Origin of the sequence: Vibrio sp. RW, from assembly GCF_027587105.1 — a bacterium.
Taxonomy (GTDB): Bacteria; Pseudomonadota; Gammaproteobacteria; order Enterobacterales; family Vibrionaceae; genus Vibrio; species Vibrio toranzoniae.
In genome coordinates this window covers 1-18,678 of record NZ_JAPPTM010000035.1, presented here as the reverse complement: position 1 = coordinate 18,678, position 18,678 = coordinate 1, and the positions used below count along the sequence as shown (strand labels likewise).

The following is an 18,678-nucleotide window of genomic DNA, read 5'->3' as shown; positions in this document are numbered from 1 at the left end:
CAATACTTGTGTATATAATGCTGCAAATTGTAACGCTAATTTTAAATATGTAGAGAGAGTTATGAAGTTTATCCGTTGGTTTTTAGGTCGTGTCATCTTGCTATTGAATTTTGTTTTCAGCCCTCGTGGTGTGAAACGTTCTCAGGAAGAGCAAAGCAAAGTGAATGAGCAAGCAAAAACGCACACGTTATACCAATTCGAAGCATGCCCGTTTTGTGTAAAAGTGCGCCGCGCGATGAAACGTCAATCAGTTCAGTTTGAACTTCGCGATGCAAAGAACAATGAACAACACCGTGCAGAGCTTGAAGCTGGCGGCGGTCGCGTGAAAGTGCCTTGCCTACGTATTGAGAAAGACGGCAAAACTGAATGGATGTACGAGTCTTCAGACATCGTCTCTTACTTAGAAAAGCAGTTCGCATAAGCTCACAAGCTAAGCGAAAGCCAGATACAAAAAATCCCTCGAATGTGAGGGATTTTTTATGTCTATTATCTGTGTATTCTTCTAGCTGAGAGCAAAAACGCTAAGGGCTATTTGGCGACAATCAGCATCAGCTCTACACGGCGGTTACACGCCTTACCTTGCGCTGAAGCGTTGGTACAAGCAGGAACATACTCACCAAACCCGCGAGTATAAATAGAACGACTTGAAACATAGTTACTCTCTAATCGAGCTTTCACTTCTTTTGCACGCTGCTCGGATAGAGGATCATTGATTCGATCTGTGCCCGTGTTATCGGTATGCCCTTCAATCACAACATCGATATCTTGGCGTTGAGAAAGGTAGCTACCTAATGTATCTAACCATTGGTTGTAAGCAGGTTCGGGGAATGCAGAGCCTGTCTTAAAGTTCACATGTTGTTCAAGCTTTACCATCACATGGTTGCCAGGTAAAACTTCGAAATCGATTCGATTTTGTCTTAAAAAGACTTCCAACGGATCATTGGTCGATACGCCACGTCCGTAGTTGGTTGTGATTGTAGTATGAGTTTGCTGACGAGTCTTATTTTGGGTTGCGTAGCTTCGGTGGCTCGTGACGTGTGTTGCTTGAACCTCACCCCATTCAGGATGGATAAGATCGTAATCCGTTTGCGGTGCAGTCTCTAGCATTCCACCACCTAACATACTTGTCGGTAACGTCGTTTCACAACCAGCCAAAGCTATGCTTAACATTATCGCTAAATATCTCATTACTTCACCAACCACTTATGCAGATAACCATTCACTAATGTCTATATCGGCACCGAGGGAAAAACTTTAGACAAAAAAACGCACATCAAAAAAGTGCTTTTACTCACAGTTAACCATCAACCGGCCTGCCATCACTCACTTGTTTGAATTGTTTGCATTTATTTACCTTATAATTGTTTTCCAATTCGTACTAAATAGTTAGAATCTCACGACTTCTTAACACTAGAGTAAACATGATGTTTAAACCATTTGCTAAATTCATTACAGCACTCGCAGCCGTGCTTATTATCGCGGGTTGTAGTGAAACAGACGAGCCACAGAAAGGTGTTCAATACGAAGCGCTTCCTACTGCTCTTACAGAATTGAATCTATCTCCGGTCACTGAGATTTTCTCTCTTAACTGTGGTCATTGTCGTAAAGTGGAAAGTGCTATTCCTGAGATTGAGTCCCTGACAGACCAAAAAATTGGAAAAGTGCATGTCACATTTAATGAAAGTGCTCAAATTAGCGCCATGATCTTTTACACCGCAGTAATGCAGCTTGATGCGACACCTGATCACTCCTTCATGGACGACCTATTCGGTGCGGTTCAAATGGGTGCCGATGCAACACCGGAGCAGCGCCAACAAGCTCTAGAAACAGCTTTTACTTCTCGCGGTTTGGTTAGCCCATACCAGTTAAACAAAGAACAGCAAGTTGCGCTTTTTGACTACGTAAAGAAAGCCGAAGAGATCTCTGTAAAAGGTCAGATCAACTCAGTACCGACATTTATCATCAACGGTAAATACCAAGTACTCACGGCCGGCCACCAAGACGTTGCCAGCATCGCGAAAACGATCAACTACCTTTTGACTCAACCATAATCACGGCTTTAGCCAACTGATTAACACATTCTGCATTAATTACGAAATTCAGCACTCAATATAAATAGGTTTTACTATGTCTAAATTTATCATCCCGGTCATCGTCTTTGTTTTGGCCGGTTTCATGATTTACCGTACCTGGATGAATCATAAATCTGGCGAGGAGAACTTCGAACAAGGCCAACAATTCCTACTGGAAAACGGCACTAAAGAAGGCGTGATTACGACTGAAAGCGGCCTTCAATACCTTGTGCTTGAGGAAGGTACAGGGACTGAACACCCAACTAAGAACAGTAAAGTAACGGTTCACTACCACGGCACTTTGATTGACGGCACTGTTTTCGATAGCTCGGTTGAGCGCGGCGAGCCGATTTCATTTGCTCTTAAGCAAGTCATTAAAGGCTGGCAAGAAGGATTGACTTACATGGTTGAAGGCCAAAAAGTTCGTCTATTTATCCCAAGTCCATTAGCTTACGGTAAAGGCGGTTCAGGCCCTATCCCACCGTCATCAACTTTGATTTTTGATGTTGAATTAATCTCTATCAAATAACAGAATTCGTTGACTTAAGCCCCAATATACAAACCATGTTGGGGCTTTTTTCTCTACTAGAAAGCACGACAACTTCAGGATATTCAAAGACTAACTCTTCTAGTTGGATAACGGATAACAAGATCTAGACACACAAACTAGACGACTGGTCTAATTTAAATTATAGTACTGTTCATGAAAGAAAAAACGAATGACACCCGCTTACATATTTTGAATGTTGGTTATCAACTAATGGTAAGCAACGGCTTTAATAACGTAGGCCTATCGCAATTGCTTAAAGAAGCGGACGTGCCTAAAGGTTCGTTTTACCACTACTTTAAATCTAAAGAACAATTTGGTGAGGCGTTAATTCAGCACTATTTTGAAGACTACATCACCAAGATTGAATCAATCTTAGTACACAGTGAAGATAGTCATTTTCAGCGAATCATGAGTTACTTTTCACTATGGACTAAGACCGAAAACGGTACGTGTAATGCTCATAAGTGCTTAGTGGTTAAACTAAGCGCTGAAGTCTCTGATCTTTCTGATCCTATGCGCCAAGCGCTACTAAAAGGTGCTGACAAAGTAACAAATGCAATCAAGCAATGCATTATTGGTGGTATTGAAGACGGCTCTATAAAGCTTGAAAACAGCCAAGAAGCGGCTCAAAACTTATATTCTATGTGGTTAGGTGCTAGCTTGTTAAGTAAATTAAGCCAAAGCTCACATAGCTTGGAATCAGCTTTGAATCTTACTGAACGAATTTTGAAAGAGAGCCACTAAACATTAACAATGAAACGTATTCCGCTCCTTCTCACGAAATAGCGCTGAATCCGTTATTATTGGCCGGAATTACCCGCCCTCTTATCAACTTGATGATGGCGGGATTTTTAGACGATAAGGCTAGACGACTGGTCTAATTTTAAATAAACATAATATAAATTAAGGACATCCAATGGCTCAACAAGACAATCGCCGCATCGTATTGGCTTCTCGCCCAGTTGGCGCACCGACTCAAGACGACTTCCGTTTAGAGACAGTAGCCGCACCAACAATTAAAGATGGCGAAATGTTACTTCGCTCAGTGTACCTTTCTCTAGACCCATACATGCGTGGTCGAATGAGCGACGCTAAATCGTACGCTGACCCAGTTGCAATTGACGAAGTGATGGTCGGCGCAACCGTATGTCAGGTTGAAGAATCAAACAACAGCGATTTTGAAGTCGGCGAATGGGTATTGGCTTATACAGGCTGGCAAGATCTTGGTGTTTCTAACGGTGAAGGCCTAATCAAACTAGGTAAAGAACCAACGCACCCTTCTTACGCACTTGGCATCATTGGCATGCCTGGTTTTACGGCTTACATGGGTTTATTAGATATTGGCCAACCGAAAAAAGGCGATACTCTGGTCGTAGCGGCAGCAACAGGCCCAGTAGGTGCAACCGTTGGACAAATCGGTAAACTAAAAGGCTGTCGTGTTATCGGTGTTGCTGGCGGTCAAGAGAAGTGCCAGTACGCTAAAGAGGTACTTGGCTTTGATGAATGTATCGATCACAAAGCCGACGACTTCGCAGAGCAGTTGGCTAAAGCATGTGACAACGGCATCGACGTCTATTTTGAAAACGTTGGCGGCAAGGTTTTCGACGCAGTAATGCCATTGCTTAACACCGGTGCTCGTATTCCTGTTTGTGGACTAGTGTCTCAATACAACGCGACATCGCTTCCTGAAGGTCCAGATCGCATGTCCAGTCTTGTTGGTACCTTGCTAGTCAAGCGTATTAAGATGCAAGGCTTCATAATCTTTGATGACTACGCGCACCGTTACAACGAGTTCGCAGTGCAAATGACTGAATGGTTGTCTCAAGGAAAAATACATTACCGCGAGCATCTAATTGAAGGGCTAGAAGAAGCGCCGCAAGCATTTATTGGCCTATTAGAAGGTCAAAACTTCGGTAAACTTGTGATTAAAACTAACGACGCTAAGTAAATTCAATAAACGGAATAAGTTAAATAGGTACAATCATGATTACTCTACATCACTTAAATAAATCACGCTCAAAACGTATCATCTGGCTATTGGAAGAGCTTGGTGTTGACTACCAAATTAAACCATACCAAAGAGACAGTGTAACGTTTCTAGCGCCGCCAGAATTAAAGTCGGTTCACCCATTGGGTAAATCTCCGGTTATTGAAGACGATGGCGTTGTGATCAGCGAATCAGGCGCGATTACCGAGTACCTCATCGACAAGTTTGGCCAAGGTAAGTTTGCACCGGAACGTGGCACAGCTGAGTATGTTGAATATTCACAGTGGCTACACTTCGCTGAAAGCTCGGGCATTTTACCAATGTTGCTGAAGATCTTCGTGATGAAAGACGGCTGCGAGACCAACTTCCTAAGCGGTTACGCAGATGATGAAAGCCAAAAAATCCTAACCTATGTGAATAATGCACTGGAAGGTAAAACCTACCTAGTTGCAGAAACACTAACGGGAGCTGATTTCATGATGTCGTTCATCGTAGAAATCGTAGGAAACTTTGGTGCAACGGCGCTTTATCCTAACATTGCTAAATACGGCAAGCTGTTAGCTAGCCACCCTGCTTACCAAAAAGCGGAGCAAATAGAGCTAGAGCACTCGAACTGATCGAGTTTCACTCAAACGCGTGCTTCCTAAGGTAAACACGAAACAATAATTGATGCCAAAGCCGATTTATCTTCTGCTTTGGCTTCTCATTTGTCTTCATTTCGACAACAATATCGAACTCTAACTGAACAGCCACAGAGTTTGATCTTAATGCCAGCAAACCTCGCTCAATACACACCTCTGCACCTAGCAAACACGAATGTCGATTTAGCGCTACCAACTCGCTTTACGTTCCCGTATTACTATACGCCGCACCCTGTGTGTGAACTCGCTATGTTGCAGCTTCAACAGTCACTCATTGACAATGGTGTGAATGAAACCTCGCAAGGTAATCTCTACGCTGTGCTTCTTGTGCAGAATCCAACAACACAAGAGCTAGGCTATCTTTCTGCGTTTTCAGGCTTACAGCTAGATCCGATACTGGCCTCTCAGTTAAAAAGTATCGACTTCGTTCCACCAGCATTCGACTCAGAACAATTTCAATCTCAAAACAGTGCCAACCTCGCTCGCCAATCACGACTAGCGGATGACATCGAGAAACTACAAAAATCACACAACCTAAACGCATTAGAATCTGATCTTGAAACGCTGAAAGCAGAGTCTGCTCAAGCTATTGGAGCCTTTCAGTTAGCAATGGCCGAGAACAAAGCGCAGCGCACCGTACTCAGAGAGCAAGCCAATCAAGAAAAGGCATTCGGGAATCTAGAGTCGGCAGCAAGCCTACTCAAGCAATTAGGTAACCAAAGCAGCCAAGAGAAACGCGACCTTAAAGCGCTTCGTATTGAGTGGAAACAAAAGATCGCAGAACGCCAATTACAGGTAGATGCGATCGAAAGTGAACTGAAAAATCGTAAGCAAGATTACCAAACTATTTCTGCTGAATTAGAAGCTCAACGTTTGAACCACTACCGCTTTATCAACCAAGCAACTGAATCTAAGAGTTTACTTGATCTGTTGGAAGGCAAAGATGCACTTGAAGGTTCTGGTGACTGCTGCTTACCTAAGCTGCTTAACTTTGCCTTTGAATACGGTTTTAAGCCATTAGCATTGTCTGAATTATGGTGGGGATTGCCTCCAGCAGATGTCATCCGACAACACGGAAACCTATATCCTGTTTGCCAAAGCAAAAGCTTCGAGATTCTCGACCACCAGCTAAACGGCATTGAATTAGAAGATAACCCACTTATCGTGAAACCTGCGTCGAGTAAGTCTTTCGATATTGTTTATGAAGACAACGAGATCGTGGTGGTTAACAAACCAGAAGAGTTTCTCTCGGTTCCCGGCAAGTTTATCGAAGACTCAATTTATACTCGTATCAAAGATCGTTACCCCGAAGCAACTGGCCCTTTGATTATTCATCGGTTGGACATGTCGACTTCAGGGCTATTGATCTTGGCGCTCACGGCAAGATCAAACAAACACATCCAAAAACAATTTATCGATAGAACAGTTGAGAAGCGTTACACCGCTCTGCTAGATGATGAAATAGAGGGTAGATCTGGTGATATCAGCTTGCCCTTGCGCGGCGACATCACGGACAGGCCAAGACAGCTGGTTTGCCATGAACATGGACGAGATGCAGAAACCCATTGGGAAGTGGTCAGCACGAAAAATGGCAAAACCAAGGTTCACTTATACCCTAAGACGGGCCGCACACATCAGTTACGTGTGCACTGTGCTCATCCATTAGGTCTTGGTGTTCCAATCCGCGGTGATGATCTTTATGGTTACAAACGCGATCGCCTACATCTACATGCTGGGTACCTCAAATTAATTCACCCAGTAACGGGAGAGTGGATCGAGTTTGAGGTGCCTTCAGAGTTCTAAACAAAATGTACAGTGAGGAGTGCGAAAGCCTGAAAGAGAGAATGGTTAGGTATTCATCAAACCGAATACCTAATTAATGTTCCAAGGTACTCTGTTGTCTCAGAGTATCATCTTGTTTCAACGCTTTGTGTGGTTTAATAAAGCCTATGGCTATTTCGAGGCACTATCTATCGATCGATAGTGAATGAACCAAAGCCACTGCATTCATACATTGATCTCAATGAGCAGGCCATTCATATTAAGTGGTTGAGAGCTCGCTTTTAAGGCCAACTAACACTATTCCCCCATCACATCAATTCGCTGCTCGACACACTCAAAAGAACCCATTTCAAACTCACGACAGATCCAAGGTCGGTTTTCGTAGATAGTACACATTAGTGTTTCTCTATCAACTGCCGAACACCAGCCGTCGTCTAATCTCAGCATGGTTTCACCGCCCCATTCGTCATAAGCAATATGCTCTTCAGGAACGCCGGTATCTGTGATGATCATAACTTCTAGCCGACAACAGCATGCCTGACAATTGGCACAAGTTACTTCAGGTTCGGTTACGTTCTTTATCTCTATGGTCATAAGTGACTACACTGCTAAATTTTGCGTATAGTAATAGAAACCGTCCGCTACGGCTAATAAAGAAAGCAGACGACATATTTTAGGTGTGTAAAAATAACAATAGGCGTTGTGATGAATCACAACGCCTATTGTATTGCTGTTTTTTATTGCCGCTGATTACTATTGCAAACGTAACAACTCACGCAACAAGGCCTACAGCATCCCACCTGCGTATACTATTTAAACAAGCTCGCGAAGAACAATTTAACATAGTCCATCAAACGTTTTAAAAAGCTGCCCTGCTCAACGGCTTCAAGCGCGATCAATGGCTGAGTTTGAACATCTTCACCATCTACCATGTAATGAACCAAACCTAAGGTTTGACCTTCCGCAATCGGTGCCTTTATCTCAGAATCAAGTTCGATAGACGCAGTCAGCTTTTTACTGTCAGACTTCGAAAGCGTAATAAATGTATCTTTTGCAACACCGAGCTTCAATTTGTCTTGAGCGCCAAACCACACTTTTTCTTCAGCAACTTGTTCACCACTTTGGTGGGGGTGGAGTGTATCGAAGAATCGGAAACCATAGCTCAACAGTTGCTTACTATCTGACTCACGGCTCTTAACGCTAGACGCCCCCATGACAACCGCGATCAGTCTCATCTCACCTTGTGTTGCAGAACTGGCTAAGCTGTAACCCGCGCCAGATGTATAGCCTGTTTTCATACCATCAACTGTCAAACTTCTATCGCGAAGTAAACCATTTCGGTTATGTTGTGTAATGCCGTTGTAACTGAACGAACGCTCACTGTATAAGTCATACACATCCGGTAAATCACGAATAATTGCACGGCCTAATAACGCAATATCATAAGGGGTCGAATATAGATCGTCAGCATCTAAACCATGTGCGTTTGAAAAATGTGTGTTTTCTAATTTTAGAGACACTGCCCAAGAGTTCATAAGATCCACAAAAGCACCTTGTGATCCCGCCACGTGCTCTGCAATCGCAACACTCGCATCGTTGCCTGATTGCACAATCAATCCACGGTAGAGATCCATCATTGCTACGTCTGTGTTCACTTCAATGAACATTTTTGACGAGTCAGGAAAATTCTTTGCCCACGCGTTTTCGCTGATTCGCACCTGGTCGTCAGCAGAAATGTTACCTCGTTTCATTTCTTGCCCAGCCACGTAGCTGGTCATCAGCTTAGTCAAACTTGCTGGGTTTAATTTAGTGTGTGCATTTTTTTCTACTAGCACATCACCAGAATTAAAATCGATTAATACATACCCTTTGGATCCTAGACTAGGTGGGCTTGGTACTATAGAAGGTGCCGCTACAGCTACATTACTTACCACTGTTGCGTTACTTACAATGAATATACTTAATAAAGAGAGAGAGTATTTGGAGAACAGTTTCATTGGATCAAACCTAAGTTAACGTTTTGTCCAGTATAGACAAATGCTAGTAAAAGAAGCGCGAACTTTACGTTGCTTTACGCAAATGTACCTTTAGTTACAAATAAAAAAGTATAATCTGCGATCTGTCCATTTATTCAACAAGTAATATTGACCCAATGAATCCATCTAGCGCGTAGGCATGCGTCTAAATAGCATCTCTATAAAGCCCGTTATACGCTGCTTACTTTCGCTGGGCTCAATATCATTCTGAATACCAGACTGTGCTAATGCTTGCCATTGCACGATTTCAGAGTTAGGGACGAAGAAGGCAATATACAACGACCCTTTCTCGGCTAACTTTCCTTCATCATTATAAAATGGAACGCCTGTAGATAACTTAATCGCATCAAAGATCGATTCATCATTTAGCTCTGATTCTTCGGCCAACCCAAAACCGACGACGACATCACTAACGGCACCATTTTGCTTAAGCTGATAACCTTTCATAGAAAGTTGATCTTTAATTGCGTCACGCACCAAGTCAGTGACTACTGTCTTATCGTACTTTTGAGAAAGATACATCTGTTCTGATTCAGGATGCCATGAGTATGTGACGACATCATGTTTCATAAAATCAAAGTCACCGCTGGTCACCACACCATAGTTGTGGGTTGTAGGTACTTCTTGTGTTGTACAAGCTGCCAGCCCAGCCGCTATCAAAACCACTAGTGCAGCTTTCTTTATGTCTTCTATTGTATATATGGATTGTTTATTCATTAGTGGTTTCCTGATCTATATAAGAATAATTATTAACTTAACCTCCAACATAAACAGTAATTATATTAACAAAAGGGTCATTAAACGTTTGCGTAATCGCTAACCTTCACTTCTGCTTGTTTTGGGGGTTTTATCACAAAAATAGAGTTGGTATAGTTTATCCAGTTAAACATAACCAGACCATTCGAGGCACGGAGCTTCCTCAATCATCTCATGAAGAGAAGAATTGGTACCGACAAAGTATCGGCAAATTTAAGAGGGTCAAACAATGGAATTCAATATGGTTGAGATTTTAGGTTACGCGGCGTCTATCATGGTCGCAATTTCATTAACAATGAAAGATATCGTTCGTCTGCGTGTTCTTAACTTTATTGGCTGTGCTCTCTTCACAGCATACGGTGTTATGATTGACGCATGGCCGGTTGTTGCAACTAATGGCTTTATCGCTTGCGTAAATATCTACTTCCTTGCAAAAATGCAAAAGGAAAAAAAAACGGAAGCGATGAAAGAAGCAAAAGCTTAAATTAGCGACTAGCACTTCAAATAATTCTGAAAAAGCCCAAATAGAGCAAACTATTTGGGCTTTTTAGTACGCATCGTTGTGAATTTACCTAATTACTATTCCACTCGAATATTCGCGCACTACATTGTTGACGTATTAGGCATGGTTAAGAACATACTTTCGTCCAACTACCATCACTACCCGGTTCGGCACTTGTCCACCAGTTCGCTTGGTATACTACGTTGTTATAAACGACTTGGTCACCCGTGTTTGCATGGCTTGGGTTACCCGCCCAGTCTTTTTGAGGTAAATCAGGGTAAATCGCTAAACCTGTAGTGTCACAAGTACCAGGGGTTGTACCACCATCGCCAGGGTTACCGCCACCAGAACTGATATCACCTAATGGTAAATCTGGTTGCTCAAAGCTAAAGGCATAGTCGACACCATTCACACTCACTGCATAGTTCGCAGGACCTGAAATTGGCAAGTAATACACCATATCTAGCTCATACACACCACCAGCAGGAAGATCTTTCCACGCGGGTAACGTAAACGCTACGCGGTGCATGGGTCCGTCTAGTCCGCCAATGTTATCCGCACGAGTATGACCAGATGCAATCACTGACAAACCACCGCCCGATTGATCTTTCGCGTTATCAGGTGCTGATACTGGGATATCGAATTGGAATTCGGTTCCCCCCGGAAGTGCTTGCCCCGTATTGTTCGTGAACGTGATCTTAGGGTTGATTGGGTAGTTTTGGTCACCGACTTTGAAGCCACCAACTGAAACCGCGATATCTAGCGCTTCTGTTGGGATAGCACCCGTCGCTACTTTGTTTCCATATGGGGTTGCAGACTTAAACTTATCGTAGATAGCTTTCGTCATTGTGTTACCCATGTGGAACTCACCGTTACCGCTGTTACATGCTTGCTCAGTGGTATCGATTGAAGTTCGGTTGCCGCTCGCATCGAGTACATAACAGTTATAATCCCCTGCGAGTTCCCAGAACATGATGCCACCGATTTCTTTATCGATAACGTAGTCCGCTTTCACATCGATAGACTGCTTATCTTCTGTAGAAAGGAATACGCCCTTCTCTGCATTCCACAACCAAGGTGCAACCGCCACACTATCGTAGTTACGCGTGTAAGTACCCGTTAGAACATCAGATGGATCGTTGACAGGATCAAGCTTGTAAGCATCCGCATAAGAACCCCAAATACCTTTCTCTAGGTTCTTCGCGTGCCACATTGGGTTGGAACCCGCACCCATTTCGTTGCCTTTCGGGTCGGTATCGTGCCACATGTTGTCTATACCAATTGCGCCATGGCCACAGTTGTTCTTCTCGCCTTCGCCTGTACCCGCCGCACATTCAGATTGATTTGGTAGTGCAGCTCGGCCCCAAAGGCCATTCTCACCACCGGTCACACCTTGCCAACCACGAGTGTAGTAAGGCACACCGATGTTAATACGACCTGCTGGCATTGAACCGCGGAAGTAATGATAAGCCCAATCCGTGTTCAGATAACCGATACCGCCATAAGCCGCAGTGTCGTAAACGTTCCACTGTGCTAACTCTGAATCTTTACCTGTATCAAACAACGCAGCGTTATGACCAACATGATCGTTCCACGCACCATGAAGATCGTAAGACATGATATTCACATAATCGAGGTACTTGGTCACATCGAATGTTTCCATGCCACGCAATAAATAACCCGAAGAAGGAGCCGCGATAGTTAACATGTAATGTGTACCATCTTGTGCAGACGCCGCATCTAATTTCTCACGTAGCACTTCCATTAACACTTGGTATGAAGCCCATAAGTGCTGACGACGTGGCTCCATGAAATCTTTGTCGTACGGGTTACCTGCGCCCGCCATTGAGGTTGGGTATTCGTAATCGATATCTAGACCATCGAACTGGTATTTACGAAGCATTTCAACCGCTGAAGTTGCGAATGTTTCGATGCCTTGATGGTTAATTGAACCATCGGCATTGGTGGTCATGGTATAGAAACCACCATCAGCCACTCGGCTTCCGTCAGTCGCGAAGTGACCACCGGTTTCAGCCCAACCACCAATAGAAATTAGTGTTTTAACACCGTGTTTTTTCTTCGCTGTCGCTAAAGCACCAAAATGACCTTTGAAGCCTAATTCAGGATCAACTTCCACGCCCGGCCATTCTTTACCAACCGCTGCGTTATTTGGATCGTTTACATCACCCACATTGACTTTGCCGTCTGAACCGATACTCACGAAAGCATAGTTAATATGTGTGAGTTGTTCCCAAGGAATGTCATTTACTAAGTAAGCGGCTTGTGGGTCGTCTCCTGCACGCCAGCTTGTGAAGTAACCAATCACCCGACGTGGGTGATCTGCGCCCATCTTCTCACGGCCATCTTCATCGTAAATCGTACAGTAGGGGACATCGATACCTTGTGTTTGGTACAAACCATCAGGACGACAAGTGCTCACTGTTGGAGCGCCATTCACAGTCAAAGAAGCCAGTGCTGAATCAGTCGTTGCACCTTGGTTGTCTGTCGCTTTCGCGTAAACCGCTAGAGAGCCTGCTTGAGTGGTTGTGTAATCTAGCGTGTATGGACTTGTCGCTGCTGTACCCACAAGAGCACCCGCTACGTAGAAATCAACCTTATCAACCGTACCATCGCTGTCTGCTGCCGTTGCTGTCAGTGTGACTACACCACCAACATCAACAGATGTCGCTGAAAGTGCAACTGAAACTGTCGGCGCTTCATTACCCGGTTGCGCTGAATCAACCGAAACTGAAACCGCGCTTGCAACACTTGTTGCACCTTCATTGTCCGTTGCGACAACTGAAACCTGATGGTTACCAGACGTTGCAACCCAAGCCGCTTCAAATGGTGCCGCTGTCACCACCGCGACCGAAGACCCATCAACAAAGAATTCTACGGAAGCAACACTGCCATCAGTGTCTAGTGCTGTTGCGCTTAATACGACGTTGTCGCCTTCAACAATCACATCTGATGCCATTGGCGCTGTTAACGAAGCCGTTGGTGCTTCATTTGGTGTACCGCCACCTCCGTCTCCGTTACACACATCGACTTTCTTCCATTGTGCATAGTCGCCTTCAAACTGGCTTGGGTTGTTATTCTGATTCCAGTAATTTGCTGTATAAGCGCTGCCGTCATGTGAAACCTGATCACCACCGGTATATACAGTGGCAGAGTCCCACGTGTCTAAGGTTGAACAATCAACAGCCGCATAGCTGTTGAACGCCATTAAGCAGGACGCGGTGAGAGTACTGAGTGTAAAAACCTTCTTGGCCACTCTTCCTTGGTTTAGGTGCATGTGAGCTATCCCTTAAGTCTTTGTTTCAAAATGTTTAATCCAAGTGATACTTCTCAATCACTTAAATCTCTTCAAAAAACAACTGTAGGCAAAACGTACAATTAAACACCTAAAACATTCTCAATTTATAAAATGACTCGCATTAATTTGCTACAAGCATGCAATGAGTCGACACTTATTTTGCACCAATAACTAATATTAATTAATTTCGGAAAGCTAAAAAATCATGTCTCAAAAATCAGAAGTGTGATTCAAACTCAAGGAAAAAACCGCATCAAAACTAACCAAAAAGTAGAAATTTGCACACGATTTTGTGTTCTTTTTAAAATTCGCCCACTTTTTGATAACACATATGTTATTATCGGCGGCTTTTTTGACGAGCCTCACATTTATTATGTAAGTGTGGGAGAAATACATAGGCTTTAAATAGCCAAATATAGCGAAGAAATAATGTCCAACTTGACGCAAGTCGCCAACGAAAACATCAACGCAGAATCTACTTCTATCGATTTCAATAAAGCTCAATCTTTGGGTGAGAAACTGGAGCTCGGAAACCCAGTCTTTTGGCTTAGTGGCAGTTTTTTAACCCTCTTTGTCATCCTCGCCTTTACCAACACCTCCGTGTTGTCCGAACTTGTTAACACCGGCTTTAGCTACTCTACAGAGTGGTTCGGTGCTTTCTGGCAAGTCCTTCTACTTCTCAATTTCATTATCGGCTTAGTGCTTGCACTAGGACGTACAGGCCATGTTCGTTTAGGAACGCTTGCCCTACCTGAAATGACAACCTTCAAATGGATGTCTATCGTCCTATGTACGCTGCTCGCTGGCGGTGGCGTATTCTGGGCCGCTGCAGAACCTATTGCGCACTTCGTTTCCGCCCCGCCACTATATGGCACGGCTGATCCTCAGGCGATGGCATTAAACGCGTTATCGCAATCGTTTATGCACTGGGGTTTTCTTGCATGGGCTATCTTAGGTGGTCTGTCTTCTATTGTACTTATGTACCTGCACTACGAAAAAGGCTTACCGCTAAAACCCCGTACTCTTCTGTACCCTGTACTTGGCGACAAAGCTATCAACAGCTGGATTGGCAATGTTGTGGATGCATGTAGCATTGTGGCAGTCGCTGCCGGTACTATCGGTCCTATCGGCTTCCTTGGCCTACAGATCAGCTACGCACTGAGCGAACTGTTTGGTATTTCAGACAGCTTTGCCACTCAAAGCGTGGTTGTCCTATTCGCAATCTCAATGTACACGCTTTCTGCATTAAGCGGCGTGAACAAAGGCATCCAACTGGTTAGCCGTTACAACATCATTCTATCGGTTTGCCTGATCGGCTACATTCTTGTGGTTGGCCCTACTAGCTTCATCATTGATGGCTACCTTCAGGGCCTTGGTGCGACGGTTGATAACTTCATCCCAATGGCACTTTACCGTCAAGATACTGCTTGGCTCGGTGGCTGGACAGTTTTCTTCTGGGGTTGGTTCTTGGGTTATGGCCCTATGATGGCGATCTTCATCGCTCGTATTTCACGTGGCCGTACTATCCGCCAAATGATCGTTTCTATAAGCATCGTTGCACCGCTTGTTACATGTTTCTGGTTCAGCATCGTTGGTGGTAGTGGTTTAGCTTTTGAACTAGAGAACCCAGGTGTGATTTCTAGCGCGTTCGAAGGCTTCAACCTTCCTGCGGTTCTACTCGCAATCACAGGACAACTGCCGTTCCCTACTTTGATTTCGATTCTGTTTTTGGTCCTGACGACCACGTTTATCGTAACAACAGGTGACTCAATGACTTACACCATCAGTGTGGTAATGACAGGCACAACGGAACCGAACGCAGCGGTACGTACCTTCTGGGGTATCATCATGGGTGCTGTAGCTATTGCGCTTATCTCAATGGGTGCAGGTGGCATCTCGGCTCTACAGTCGTTCATTGTGATCACAGCCGTTCCTGTATCGTTCATCTTGTTACCGTGTTTATGGCACGCACCGAAGATCGCGAAACAGATGGCAAGAGATCAAGGCATCGCTTAATACCTAGCCCGATTTAGTTTCGGGTAACGTGTAAAACGAAAAAGCCACTCAAGTGATTCACCTGAGTGGCTTTGTTTTATCTGGTCGCTGTTTAAGTTAATTAGCGCTTATATCGATTAATACTTGTGAAACGCAGGATGGTCTAACTTCTTACTAGTGAATGACATCCTGTTATTCGCGATTGCATTAGCGTCATTGAACATAACAAAACTCAACAGTAAAACATAAAGCTCGAAGCTGGCTGAAAAGCACCATCAGTTTCTAAGGGGGTCAGTAAACATCTAATTAGGAATTACTTTCCGGTAATAATGAGCATCTTGCTCCTTCCCTTTGAACACGGCGTAACTTTCAACGCGCTCAACTAAGTCAAAACCGGCCTTGGATAATATTTTATTTGATCCAACATTACCCACTAATGCATAGGCATCAACATATTTAAGGGAAGAGTACTCAGTCAAGTAGATAAGTAACTTCCTCACCGCGTTAGACGCAATGCCTTTAGAACCAAATGAGCGACCAATTCGATAGCCTAACTCTCCACTTTCACCGTTGGGGTCGATATCACGAACGTTGATTCTCCCACAGATAGTGCCATTAGCGTCTTTGATCAACATAGGAATCATCTCACCATTGTCATACTCTGTGAGAAAGCTTGCGACTTGCTCAGTAACACCCGCATTAGAATAGAAACGGTCTTCCCGAGCTGGAACAAATTGCTCAAACCACTCTCTATTTTCGACTTCGAACTCCAATAAAGCACTGACATCGCTTGGGTGAAGTAAGTGTAAAAATATATCCATGATTAATCCCCATCACGCCTACCTAAAACACCAAGGCTTGCCATACTTCCTCTCGACATTAGCGTCACAATTCAACCTAAGCGATTGTGCCGTAGGCATTAAAGTACAACCAAATTTTTATGTTAATTGAACAGATTAGGTTACTACTCGAGGATTACTCTAAAAACATCGTTGTTCACACCGCCCACATCCACTAGCTCTCTCGGTTTCATAATAAGCGAGGTGTTCAATTGTCGAGTTGAACGTGGTTGTTTCGTTTCTCGAATCACGAGCATATCGACCAAGTAGCCAGAGTCTTGCTTTCGTATTGAACCCGAAAAAGTCACACTTTCAACCCTATCAGCAAGTACTGAATTAAATGTTTTGTCTTCTAACACACCTGCGGAGATGGAGGTATCGCCATAAAACAACGTGATACTTGTTGGGTCGAGTGCCAACTCTTGATTGGATGTACACCCCATCATAGCTAGGCACAACATTAAAATAACTCGAAATTGCATAAACTGTTTTTCTTACGTTAAGCGTCTGTTTTTCATATTAAAACACTTCGCATCAATAAACGCCATACGTTGGCAGAAGCTTGTTTAGAGTGATTTGTGCAGTGAGGCTTAACGATAGGTTGATATCTTGAGATGGGGCTCGCTATTCACAGATGGGGCTCTAACTCCTTGTTCAGAAGTTAGAGCCGACATTGGAGGGTGATTATCGAATTGGGTTCAGTGAATTAAGCAACAACGTCTTGTGGAGGTGTGCCTTCGCAGTTAGAAACGACGGCATCAATTTGGATTAAAGCATTCATAGGAATCTCTGAAACCCCTACCACCGTTCTTGCCGGTAAGTCAGCATTAAAGAACGCAGTGTAGATCTCGTTTACCGCATCAATATCTGAAATATCCTTAAGCTGAATATTAATTTTCACCGTATCGTCCATGCTGTGGTCAACACTTTCAATGATCGCCTTAATATTCTTAAGGCACTGTTCAGCTTGCTCTTTTACACCACCAGCAACCATTTCATTGGTTTTCGGATCTACAGGCAGTTGACCTGAAATATGGTTGTAGTGAGAGAAAGCAACGGTGTGCGAATAAGCCATGAAAGGTGCATCAACCGTATTATTAGCTTCAATAACCAACAAGCGAGTGTCTTCTGGCAATTGTGGCGGTGTGCCATCGCCATGTGAAACGGATGTATCGATTTGAATTAAAGCGCCCATTGGTAGTTCAGCGGCATTAACAACCGTTCGTGCTGGTACATAACTAGGGAAGAACTTAGCGCAAACTTCATTTACCTTTTCTGCATCTTCAACATTCTTAAGGTAAATAGTGGTTTTAACCACGTCATTCATAACATGACCGATGCTCTCTAGAATCGTTTTAATATTTGCTAAACATTGTGTCGTTTGTTCTGTGATACCACCTGAAACCAACTCACCTGTATTTACATCGATAGGCAATTGAGCCGAAAGGTTGTTGTAGTGAGAAAAAGCCGCAGTTTGCGTCGATACAGTACTTTGAGGCGCATTATCCGTGTTTCTTGATACCTTCACTAGCGCGCAAGGTGCTTGTGGTTTAGTGCCTTCGCCGTTTGAAATTAGCGCATCCATTTGAACTAAAGCGTCACTGCTTGGCAGCGCAGCTACACCCACTACGGTACGTGTAGGCAGGCTGTTGTTAAAGAAGCTTTTGTAAACTTCATCAATAGCATCGATATCAGATATATTCTTAACGAAAACATTAATCTTCACAACATCACCCATAACATGGTCGATGCTTTCAACAATGGCCTTAATATTATTTAAGCATTGTGCTGCTTGGTCTTTAATATCACCAATCACAACTTCACCTGTTTTAGGGTCGACAGGTAATTGAGCTGAAAAGTTATTATAATGAGAAAAAGCGACCGTTTGTGTAGATACAGAATTTGTTGGTGCGTTTTCAGTATTTCTTGAAACTTTAATAATATCGCTACTCATCGGAATTATCCTTTTAATAATATAGGAATACGTATTTAAATTTAATAACCGTATTAGAAAGAATGATTAAAGTAGCGGCATGTTAAGCGAATTATTTTTAGGTAAACGTGATATTCATCAGACTATCACTTGGCTACAAATCAGTGAATTACAGAATAATTAGTCATCGAGCGACTAATTATCCGTAAAAAGAGGCTTTATCGAGTGCCAAATTATCTTTATTTTTTAGTCTATTCAATAATTCTGAA

At 43.5% G+C, this 18,678-nt stretch carries 17 protein-coding genes; 9 read left to right on the top strand and 8 right to left on the bottom strand.

Features of this window, described 5'->3' with window-relative positions; genetic code table 11:
- Positions 1-61 precede the first annotated feature (61 nt).
- The gene (locus OCT63_RS19335; RefSeq protein WP_010430193.1) at positions 62-421 is read left to right on the top strand and encodes a glutaredoxin family protein; all 360 of its coding nucleotides are present in this window, start codon (positions 62-64) and stop codon (positions 419-421) included.
- A gap of 107 nt (positions 422-528) precedes the next feature.
- Here the strand turns inward: OCT63_RS19335 and OCT63_RS19330 are convergent, their stop codons facing one another.
- Entirely contained in the window at positions 529-1,170 is a 642-nt protein-coding gene (locus OCT63_RS19330; RefSeq protein ID WP_269984358.1) for an OmpA family protein, read from the bottom strand.
- A gap of 254 nt (positions 1,171-1,424) precedes the next feature.
- Between OCT63_RS19330 and OCT63_RS19325 the strand changes: the two genes are divergently transcribed.
- The 6 genes from OCT63_RS19325 (at position 1,425) to OCT63_RS19300 (ending at position 7,053) form a co-directional block, all read left to right on the top strand.
- Positions 1,425-2,051, top strand: coding sequence for a thioredoxin domain-containing protein (locus OCT63_RS19325; RefSeq protein WP_269984360.1), 627 nt, complete (start codon positions 1,425-1,427; stop codon positions 2,049-2,051).
- Positions 2,052-2,127: 76 nt separating this feature from the next.
- Entirely contained in the window at positions 2,128-2,601 is a 474-nt protein-coding gene (locus tag OCT63_RS19320) for an FKBP-type peptidyl-prolyl cis-trans isomerase (protein ID WP_060469621.1), read from the top strand.
- Positions 2,602-2,775: 174 nt separating this feature from the next.
- Positions 2,776-3,366, top strand: a complete 591-nt coding sequence (locus OCT63_RS19315; RefSeq protein ID WP_060469620.1) for a TetR/AcrR family transcriptional regulator — start codon at positions 2,776-2,778, stop codon at positions 3,364-3,366.
- A gap of 172 nt (positions 3,367-3,538) precedes the next feature.
- Positions 3,539-4,570 carry an NADP-dependent oxidoreductase gene (locus tag OCT63_RS19310; protein ID WP_269984357.1) on the top strand — a complete coding sequence of 344 codons (1,032 nt, stop codon included), beginning with the start codon at positions 3,539-3,541 and terminating at the stop codon, positions 4,568-4,570.
- Positions 4,571-4,605: 35 nt separating this feature from the next.
- The gene (locus OCT63_RS19305; protein ID WP_161754465.1) at positions 4,606-5,226 is read left to right on the top strand and encodes a glutathione S-transferase family protein; all 621 of its coding nucleotides are present in this window, start codon (positions 4,606-4,608) and stop codon (positions 5,224-5,226) included.
- A gap of 150 nt (positions 5,227-5,376) precedes the next feature.
- Positions 5,377-7,053, top strand: a complete 1,677-nt coding sequence (locus tag OCT63_RS19300) for an RluA family pseudouridine synthase (RefSeq protein ID WP_269984356.1) — start codon at positions 5,377-5,379, stop codon at positions 7,051-7,053.
- 276 nt (positions 7,054-7,329) lie between these two features.
- Here the strand turns inward: OCT63_RS19300 and OCT63_RS19295 are convergent, their stop codons facing one another.
- The 3 genes from OCT63_RS19295 to OCT63_RS19285 all read right to left on the bottom strand — a co-directional run bounded on the left by OCT63_RS19295 (position 7,330) and on the right by OCT63_RS19285 (position 9,785).
- A complete protein-coding gene (locus OCT63_RS19295) occupies positions 7,330-7,626 on the bottom strand; it encodes a YkgJ family cysteine cluster protein (RefSeq protein ID WP_077681393.1) in 297 nt (98 codons plus the stop codon).
- A 215-nt stretch (positions 7,627-7,841) separates the two neighbouring features.
- A complete protein-coding gene (locus tag OCT63_RS19290; RefSeq protein ID WP_269984355.1) occupies positions 7,842-9,029 on the bottom strand; it encodes a D-alanyl-D-alanine carboxypeptidase family protein in 1,188 nt (395 codons plus the stop codon).
- Between the two features lie 165 nt (positions 9,030-9,194).
- Positions 9,195-9,785: a DUF4136 domain-containing protein gene (locus OCT63_RS19285; RefSeq protein WP_161679477.1), complete on the bottom strand. Its 591-nt coding sequence runs from the start codon at positions 9,783-9,785 to the stop codon at positions 9,195-9,197.
- 268 nt (positions 9,786-10,053) lie between these two features.
- Between OCT63_RS19285 and OCT63_RS19280 the strand changes: the two genes are divergently transcribed.
- The gene (locus OCT63_RS19280) at positions 10,054-10,308 is read left to right on the top strand and encodes a YgjV family protein (protein WP_029627241.1); all 255 of its coding nucleotides are present in this window, start codon (positions 10,054-10,056) and stop codon (positions 10,306-10,308) included.
- 145 nt (positions 10,309-10,453) lie between these two features.
- On the opposite strand, the gene OCT63_RS19275 is transcribed toward OCT63_RS19280, so the two are convergent.
- Positions 10,454-13,621, bottom strand: coding sequence for a chitinase C-terminal domain-containing protein (locus OCT63_RS19275; protein ID WP_269984354.1), 3,168 nt, complete (start codon positions 13,619-13,621; stop codon positions 10,454-10,456).
- A 450-nt stretch (positions 13,622-14,071) separates the two neighbouring features.
- Here OCT63_RS19275 and OCT63_RS19270 point away from each other — a divergent pair, with 450 nt between their 5' ends.
- The gene (locus OCT63_RS19270) at positions 14,072-15,658 is read left to right on the top strand and encodes a BCCT family transporter (RefSeq protein WP_017058157.1); all 1,587 of its coding nucleotides are present in this window, start codon (positions 14,072-14,074) and stop codon (positions 15,656-15,658) included.
- Between the two features lie 281 nt (positions 15,659-15,939).
- Here the strand turns inward: OCT63_RS19270 and OCT63_RS19265 are convergent, their stop codons facing one another.
- The 3 genes from OCT63_RS19265 to OCT63_RS19255 form a co-directional block, all read right to left on the bottom strand.
- Entirely contained in the window at positions 15,940-16,458 is a 519-nt protein-coding gene (locus OCT63_RS19265; RefSeq protein WP_269984353.1) for a GNAT family N-acetyltransferase, read from the bottom strand.
- 143 nt (positions 16,459-16,601) lie between these two features.
- Entirely contained in the window at positions 16,602-16,958 is a 357-nt protein-coding gene (locus OCT63_RS19260; protein WP_060469612.1) for a hypothetical protein, read from the bottom strand.
- A 224-nt stretch (positions 16,959-17,182) separates the two neighbouring features.
- The gene (locus tag OCT63_RS19255; protein WP_269984352.1) at positions 17,183-18,430 is read right to left on the bottom strand and encodes a RidA family protein; all 1,248 of its coding nucleotides are present in this window, start codon (positions 18,428-18,430) and stop codon (positions 17,183-17,185) included.
- Positions 18,431-18,678: the final 248 nt, after the last annotated feature.